Source organism: Desulfosporosinus sp., from assembly GCF_014237355.1.
GTDB lineage: Bacteria > Bacillota > Desulfitobacteriia > Desulfitobacteriales > Desulfitobacteriaceae > Desulfosporosinus.
This window is the reverse complement of the sequence record NZ_JABZFS010000030.1, coordinates 1-8,669: the sequence shown is the minus strand read 5'-3', so window position 1 is coordinate 8,669 and position 8,669 is coordinate 1. Positions and strand designations below refer to the sequence as shown.

The window sequence follows — 8,669 nt, the reverse complement described above, 5'->3', positions numbered from 1 at the left end:
CTGGGAAAGTAAGGTATTTAGTAGCTGCAATATTTGCTGCATTTTGCGGGTATACATTTTTCTTGAATACCACTGGTTTTTTTGTCGATCAGACTTACTGGTTATTAGTTGCTCTTGCAGGAACCTTGATAAGCATTTATAACTATGAAACCAAAGAATCTAAGGAGGACATGGCATGAGAAAACTAGTTTTGTTTGCGATACTTTCAGGTTTAATCGGAACGCTTTTATACTCAACTTGCGGAGCCTATGAAACTGAAAATGTTTTTATCTTTGTTATTGATGGCCTCAGGAACAAGGAAGCCTTTGAAGACCCTACTCATCAGTACATCCCCAATATCTGGAATAACCTTCGCCCTATGGGCACCATATATCGACACTTCTATAACACAGGCCAAACGGCTACTTCCACCGGGGCTATAGCTACCATCACCAGCGGCATCGAACAGTTCCTTCCTTTGAACTATCGGGGCGGTTATACACTTAATGTAATTCAGAAGGAACCCAGCGTCTTTGAATATTACCGCAAAAAGTTTGATGTCGCTAAGGAGAAGACCTGGGTCATAAATGGCGGCGGAGCCGATACCGAAAATATTGGTATCAGCCTGAGTCCCCTTTACGGTTCCTCCTATGCCCCAAGTCTCGCCTTCTCCGACAGGAGAGCCAGTGACAAAAAAACGGCTCTGAAGTTAGAAATGGTTATGGATACTTACCACCCCTCGCTGGTTCTGGTGGAGTTCGCTGAAATCGACCGTACTGCCTGGACCGGCGACTGGGAGGCATATATCAATGCTATTAAGAACCTAGATTCTATCATATATAAACTACATGAAAAGATCGAAAGCGATTCTCATTATGCCGGCAAAACAACTCTTATCATCACCACATCCTACGGGCGACACAGTGACAGCTTTAAGGGCCATGGTGATAGCTGCTACGGGTGCCGCAGTCTACTGTTTCTGGCTATTTGACCCGATATTCAAGAGAATTTGGTCATTGGGGATAAACAAAAGGATTTCACCTCAATCGCACCCACGGTAGCGGAGTTGTTGGATTTCAAAACACCTACGGCCGAGGGCAAATTGCTCTCCGAGATGCTTATTGTCCCGCCAGATCTCAGGAAAAGAGGATCCATTAAGCCTGCTATTGCTGTCAGTGGCGACAACGTCCATCTGGTTTGGATGAGCGACCAGGGGCGCTGGAATATTCTGTACAAGCAGAGCAACGATGGAGGCCATACCTGGAGTGAGAAGACGCTGCTGGGAAATATCGGTGCCAAGTCGAACTCACCAGCTATTGTAGCGGATGGGGACAAAGTTGCCGTGGCATGGAGCAGCTTTACGGATAAGATCTGGAAGATATTTTTGAAGCAGAGTTTGGATGGAGGTGAAAGCTGGCACCCAAAAATCGAACTGGTGGAGGATATAACAAAGGGGAATAACCTGAACCCCAGTCTATCATTCAATGGAGACTACCTGGAGGTGGTCTGGAGCACTTTTACCCAAAATATCGCCTATCGTGAGCTGAAGGGAGACACCGTCGTATCCAGCACTCCGGTTTTAACCGGCTACCACATAGAGCAACCTACTATGGCTACTCAGGGGACGACCAACCACGTCGCCTGGAAGGAGTATAGTTACGACGACCTAAGTAACGAAATTTGTTACACTTCTGGTAGTAGCGGCATCTGGAACACCGCGGCTCAACTTACTCATGCAGCAGGGGAATCGCGAGACCCCTCCCTTGTTGGCTCCGGCTCCAAACTTCACCTTTTGTGGGCGGACAATCGGTCCGGAACCTTTGGCGTCTATTACACTCGGAGTGATGACGGAATGACCTGGAGCGAAGAAAAAGAATTGGTTACAAGTAATGTGGGGGCGTGGAATCCGAGCGCCGTTCCTGTAGGTGATGATTGTGTTGCCTTTGTTTATGAGGAAAACCACATGGGTGTAGGGCAAATTCGCTTGCGCATGAGCCTTGACGGAGGTAGCAGTTGGGAGAATAGCATTCCGGTGAGCGATACCTCTAACCATTGCACCAATCCCGCTGTAGCAGCCGATGATGTCGGCAATATCTACATCTCCTGGCAGGAATACGTAGGTGGTAAATGGAAGGTGGATATTAAGAAAATCCCCTTTACCATTTCAGGAGTAGGCTATGTCAGCAGTGCTGTCTGGACAGGTGTGGTTGATGTAAAGGCAATCGACAACTATGCTTACTGCGCTTTCTGGAATGGGGTAGGCATAATGGATATCTCCGATCCGACCCAGCCGGCACTTCTGGGCAAGGTTTATACCCAGGGCAGAGGGTGGGGGATCGATGTCGTTGGTTTCTATGCCTATCTGGCAGACGATTGGACGGGATTGAAGGTAGTGGATATTTCTAACCCCTTTGCTCCCGTGGTGGTAGGTAGCGTTGATACGGCCGGCAGTGCCCGAGCAGTTGCCGTACAAGGCAACTACGCATATGTAGCCGACATGGAAAATGGCTTGCAAATAGTAGACGTCTCAACACCTTCAGATCCTTTGCTCCTTGGCCAAAGTGACACTATCGGTGATGCGGTAGATATCGATCTATCAGGCGAATATGCTTACATTGCAGATAGCAAAGCTGGCTTAGCTATTTTTGATATATCAAACCCGCATAAACCTGAACTAATAGCCTCTTTGGCATCATATAATGGGTACGGCATCTTTGTGAGAAATGGTTTAGCTTATCTTGCCGCTGGTGAAAATGGTTTGGTTAGCATTGACATCTCGGATCCTCACAATCCTATCTATATGGATTCTTTTTCCCTCAATATGGCTTTTCATTTAGATGTGGAAGCTAACTTCGCTTATGTGATTGATTTAAATAAGGGGTTTTTCATTATAGACGTTTCTGATCCTTACGAACTAGAACTGGTGGGGCATAAAGACACCGAAGATTTCGCCTATCGCATCGATGTAAGAGACCAGATACTTTATGTGGCCGATGGTTGGACCGGATGTTTCACGATTTGGGACATCTCTAATTTTGGCGATATATCCCTTATTGGACAGTACTGGAGTATAGATGAAACATACGATGTCTTCTATGATAGTGGAAGAGCCTATGTGACGGGTGGTAAGACAGGATTATTTATAGTCGATGTTTCTGTCCCCATTGAGCCGATATTAATGAGTAATTATCCATTACCTGGTTGGGAAAACAGATCAGGGACAGGGGGTGTTTGTTTATGAAGACTGCGCCTATGTGGCCGATGGGCTCTCCGGACTGTATATTCTCGATGTCACCGATCCTTACCATTTGGAATTATTAGGTCGGCACGATACCCACGACTACGCTATTGATGTCTGGGCTGGGCATTGGGGAGAATTCGACAACCTCGCTTTTGTTGCCGCCAATCTCAACGGCCTGCAGATCGTTGACGTGCAAAATCCATCCTTGCCCAGTCTAATTGGAAGTTATTCAATCCCCGGAGAGGCTACCGGAATCCACGTCAGCTATCCATACGTCTACGTGGCGGCCGGAACAGCGGGCTTACAAATTATTGATGCATCAGATCCCTACAACCCAATCTTAATAGGATCTTTCGAAACTGATGGTTACTCATATGGCCTGGCCGGCGACGATCCTTACATATATATAGCTGACGGTAATAATGGCGTGGTGATAATTGATGCTGCAGATCCAAAAGATCCACACGAGCTTGCCAACTTCAATATCTCTCTCGGCTCAGAAAGAGATGTGGCGATAAATAACCATTATGCCTATGTCGCTTATGATGGGCTTGTAGTACTAGATGTATCGAATCCGGCACATCCAACCTATACTACGAGTTATAGGACTCCAGGGGTATCAAAAGGCGTTTCTGTACATGAAGATTATGCATTCGTTGCTGATTTTTCCTCGCTTATGATCTTACAGGTACTTCCGTGATTGAACTGCTTAACGCCATAGTGCAGTTCACAAACGACGGTAATATGCGGCTTTCGAATCGTCCTTCTACATCCCGAACTCGGCACCGCCTGATGGAAACTGTCCAACAGCTTAGAGGCAGCTTCTTCCGCTTGCCGTGGCTGTGGTCTAACTCGGATATATATCCTTTAACCGAGGATGGTCGATTTTTCCGAGTTATTTTCTTAAATCATTTTAATAAAAGGAGCCTTGTACATTGGTTCGCAAATTAACCAAAGGAATAAACTTGGCTTCAAACTTGTTAAGGTCATCAATGTGGATAATGACAATATTGCAACCTTATTAACTAGTTAGAATTAACTTTATTGGGAGGTTTGAAAAATGAAGAAGATACAAGTGGCTCTTTTTATTATTCCTTTGCTTTTAATTGCTAACAGTGATCTCCTGGCCCACTCCCCACATGATGTTATAAGAACAGTTGCTGTCAGTCCTAACTTTCCTTCAGACAGCAGAGTATTTTGCAGCTTGATGCATATTGACTATTTTCTCTTGAGATCCGATGATGCTGGGTTGTCGTGGTATCCATCGCAATTAGGGCTTCCGTACGTTAGCATCACTTGCATCGTCATATCAGAAGATTATGCAAGTGATGGAATTATGTTTGTCGGGACACGTGGCGAGGGTGTCTTCACATCAAGCGATGGGGGTACTTCCTGGAGCCCGTGCAATTCAGGAATAACAAATCTGCATATTACTACCCTTTCCATATCCCCTTCTTTTGCTAAAGATCAAACTATCTTTACTGGAACGGAGGGTGGAGGTGTCTTTAAATCAAGCGATGGGGGTACTTCCTGGAGCCCATGTAATTCAGGCCTATCAAACCTAGATGTTGCCAGCCTTTCCATATCCCCTTCTTTTGACGATGATCAGATTATCTTTATTGGAACGCGTGGTAGGGGTGTGTTTAAATCAGCAAACGGCGGTCTTTTGTGGGCTTCCTGTAACAGTGGTCTGTTAAATCTGGATGTAACGATGGTTTTTGTCTCATCATCCTTTACCCAAGACCAAACGGTCTTTGCAACAACTTGGGGCGACGGGGTATGGAGAACATTGAATGGTGGACAATCATGGGAGAATAAAAGCGAGGGGATTACTGACCTGTTCGCCACAGCTTTGGTTCTATCCCCAAACTACCATAAAGACCAAACGCTTCTCGTCGCTACAAAGGATGAAGGAGCATTTAGGTCGACCGATGGGGGAGCATCCTGGATTCCTGCGAGTGAAGGCCTGGATGAAAAGACGAAACAAACCAGCATTCATTATCTTGGTTTCAGTATTTCACCTAACTATGAAAATGACCAAACGATTTTTTTCGCAACATTTGAAGGTCTTCACAGGTCGAAAAATGGTGGCGGCAAGTGGAATCATCTAAATGTTTACCACCAAAAATTTATTCGCACGATAGTTGCGAGTCCAGATTATGCTGACGATGGAACGGCCTATGCTGGAAGTTATGGGGGTGGTGTATATGGGTCTGCATATATAGGCACATCCTGGAAGGCTTTGAACACGGGGCTATCTCACATATTTGTTGCAGCTTTGGCTATTAGCTCTACTTTTGACTTAGATGAGACAATTTTTCTGAGTGCTTTTCCAAATATTTTTAAGTCAACAAACAGAGGGAAGTACTGGAAATCGTTAGAAGTGAGTCAAGACGACTGGGTTTACATCAGATCTTTAGCTATCTCCCCAGATTATCACAATGATCAGACATTATTCGCTGGTAATGGGCGTAATGGCCTTTTCCCACTTTACAAATCCCTTGATGGCGGTGATTCTTTTCTACCAATCTCAGCGAATTATGCTATGTCCCGTTGTTTGGCTATATCACCAGATTACACCAATGATCAAACACTCTTCGTAGGCACAGAAAGAGGAGTTTTTCGGTCTCTGCATGGAGGCAATCTTTGTGAGTGTGTTGGCCTTGAGGATCAAAATATCTTTGCGCTGGTAGTTTCCCCGTCCTATCAAACCGATAGGACTGTTTTCGCAGGTACCACTGAAAAAGGTGCTTTCAAATCGACTGATGGAGGGGAAACCTGGGTTCCGGTCAACAATGGCATTGGGGACATGGGGATTAGGGGCATCGGAATATCCCCCAATTACGAAGCTGATAAGACGGTTTTTGCTGCTACTAAGAGCTATGGTGTCTTTAAGTCCACAAATGGCGGGGCAAGCTGGCAGTACAAGGGGCTGCGGGACAACTATGTTTATCCAGTTGCAATTTCACCTGACTATCCAATTGATCAAACAATTTTTGTAGGAGCCTGGGACGGTGTGTATAGCTCGACCAATGGTGGGGATTCTTGGGAACTTGTTTTGACACCCCATCGCCATGAAGAGAAAAGCGAGTGCATAGTTTATGAGGGCGATTGGAAGTATTATGAGCATTTCCTGGCAAGCGGTGCAAATCTGGCTTACTCCGTGGCACCTACGGCTAAGGGTTCGCTCTATTTCTTAGGAGACTCGGTCTCTTGGATTGGCGAGACGGGGAGAAAGGGTGGGATTGCGAATATTTACATCGACAGCACTTTTGAGGGCACAGTGGACTTGTACAGCCAGCAGCGAAAGTGGCAACAAACTTTATACAGTAAAACAGATTTAGATGACGGACTTCATACCATAACTATTGAGGTAAGTGGCCTGAAAAATCCAGATTCCTTGGGGCGCGCTATATTCATTGATGCATTTGATGTTGATTATAAAAAGTAATCTGCTATGAACATGAACTGTGTCAAGCTTGATTACTGAGAAAACTTTGTTGCGAGGAATAGATCAGTGAAAAGGGTTTTCGTTTTATCTTTGATTGTCCTGTCATTATTAACCTTGTTTAACGTTTTAACGTCGTCTTTTCCAACTTCCTTTGGCCAAGATATTTCTTGCCAGTTGATCAAAGATAAATACCGCGAAGTCCTGAGACTATATTCGATGAGAAAAGCTGAGGGTTTCGAGCTTACTGAAATCAAGGCAATCATTTCAGAAGGTAGGCAGTTTTATAAAAAACAAGAGTTAGTAAAAGCTAATCAGGCCGTAAACAAGGCATTGAGCATGCTTCAAGCTTTGGCAAAAAGGTCTGAGTACGACGAAATAATTTTCTCAAATAGCCCGTTCGGTATAGCTTACGGCTCTGTTTACTTTGGTGATGATGTATCCGCATTGATTAAAGAACTCGGTGCCACAAGTTTTCATATTAATAGAAGATGGTATGATATTCAACCAACTAAAGAACAGTGGGAATGGGATCAGCTTGACAATTATATTAAGCAGCTTGATGAAGATATCAGTGGCTATCTGCGCATGAGTGCAGCTTCACACTGGGCAACCAAAGTCCATGGGGGATTTACCAAAGGTTCTATGCCTAAAAAGATGAATGATTATTATCAATACATTTATAACACAGTAAGAAGATGCAAAGGTAAGGTAAAATATTTCGAGACTGACTGGGAGATTAACCTACTTGGTCACTGGGCGGGCACAAAGGAACAATATATAGATTGCCTGAAAGTATTTCATAAAGCAGTTAAGGATGCTGATCCCGAGGCATTTGTTGTGATGGGTGGACATGCAGGAGATTTCAACAGTAAAACAGGAAAGCCAAATAATATAGAAATTATTAATTATGTATTGAAAAATGCTGGTGATTATTTTGATTATTTCGACCTCCATCTTTATGGCCAATTGTATAACATACCACATAGAATACAATGGTTTAAAAAATGTTCAAAAAAGTTAAATTTGGACAAAGAGATAATTGTTACAGAATTTGGAGGTCCCACACCAGTGACTTTAAAACAATATCAAGTCTTTTTAAATAAAGCCCTAAGGGAAAGTGGCTTAAAAATGCGTTCACAAGAATTACGGAAACAAAAAGGTAGATTAATGAAAGAAGCAAAAGAAGCCTTCCAAAAAGATCCAATTTTTTGTGCTTTTACCAGAAACTGTCCTAAAGAGGCAGAAGAGAGAAGATTTAGAATTCAAAGCAGAGATATGATCCAGCGCCATATTCTTATATTGGCAGAGGGAGTGAAAAAACTATACTATTGGGATCTAAATTCTTCAAAAGGGAGGGGAAAAGGTCAGTTTAGCCTTATTTTTGGAAAGCTCGAATTAACCGATAGCAATTTTAATAAAAGGCCTATTTTTTATATCTATCAACGCATGACATCAAAGTTGCGTGATATCAAGTCAATAAAACGAATCTCTCATAAAGATAAAAATATCTATCTATATGAAATCAAGAAACATAACGATAAGAAGATATATGTTCTTTGGGAGAGAAGGGATGTTTACTATGGAGAAGAGCAGCCACCCACACTATTTAAATTTAACTTTGGATTTAATAAAGCACATATAACAGACGTCTTTGGCAAAGAAGAGGTAAGTTCAACTATTAATCGTATTTTATCATTAGAAATTACTGATACCCCAGTATATATTGAACAAGTTAATTCCTGAATTTTGCACCAAACTCTTTGCAAATACACATTTAGCTTATAAAGCTTTATGGATACAATGTTAAGAAGAACTGAAATATTAACCTGTTTTTACCAATCAGGCAAATTGATCTTCTTCAGATATTTCCAAACATAGAACGAACCACGCAGTTAAAATTCAGGTTAGGCAACATTGGACTTTTTTCTTATTTTTTAATCAGTTTTAATTAGCCCATCAAGCTCTTTTATGTCAATAGCATTTCAAGATGTACGGTTT

5 protein-coding genes are annotated in these 8,669 nt (G+C 43.0%); all 5 read left to right on the top strand.

Annotation, left to right across the window (positions count from 1 at the left end):
- Nucleotides 1–175: 175 nt before the first annotated feature.
- The 5 genes from HGJ98_RS06375 (at nucleotide 176) to HGJ98_RS06355 (ending at nucleotide 8,414) form a co-directional block, all read left to right on the top strand.
- Complete coding sequence (locus HGJ98_RS06375) at nucleotides 176–970, top strand: hypothetical protein (protein ID WP_291350230.1); 795 nt, start codon at nucleotides 176–178, stop codon at nucleotides 968–970.
- Nucleotides 971–1,480: 510 nt separating this feature from the next.
- Complete coding sequence (locus HGJ98_RS06370) at nucleotides 1,481–3,220, top strand: hypothetical protein (protein WP_291350229.1); 1,740 nt, start codon at nucleotides 1,481–1,483, stop codon at nucleotides 3,218–3,220.
- A gap of 13 nt (nucleotides 3,221–3,233) precedes the next feature.
- Nucleotides 3,234–3,920 (top strand): hypothetical protein, encoded by a 687-nt coding sequence (locus HGJ98_RS06365; protein ID WP_291350228.1) that lies wholly within the window; start codon nucleotides 3,234–3,236, stop codon nucleotides 3,918–3,920.
- A 360-nt stretch (nucleotides 3,921–4,280) separates the two neighbouring features.
- Nucleotides 4,281–6,671 carry a hypothetical protein gene (locus tag HGJ98_RS06360; RefSeq protein ID WP_291350227.1) on the top strand — a complete coding sequence of 797 codons (2,391 nt, stop codon included), beginning with the start codon at nucleotides 4,281–4,283 and terminating at the stop codon, nucleotides 6,669–6,671.
- 216 nt (nucleotides 6,672–6,887) lie between these two features.
- The gene (locus tag HGJ98_RS06355; RefSeq protein WP_291350226.1) at nucleotides 6,888–8,414 is read left to right on the top strand and encodes a hypothetical protein; all 1,527 of its coding nucleotides are present in this window, start codon (nucleotides 6,888–6,890) and stop codon (nucleotides 8,412–8,414) included.
- The last annotated feature ends 255 nt before the right edge of the window (nucleotides 8,415–8,669 follow it).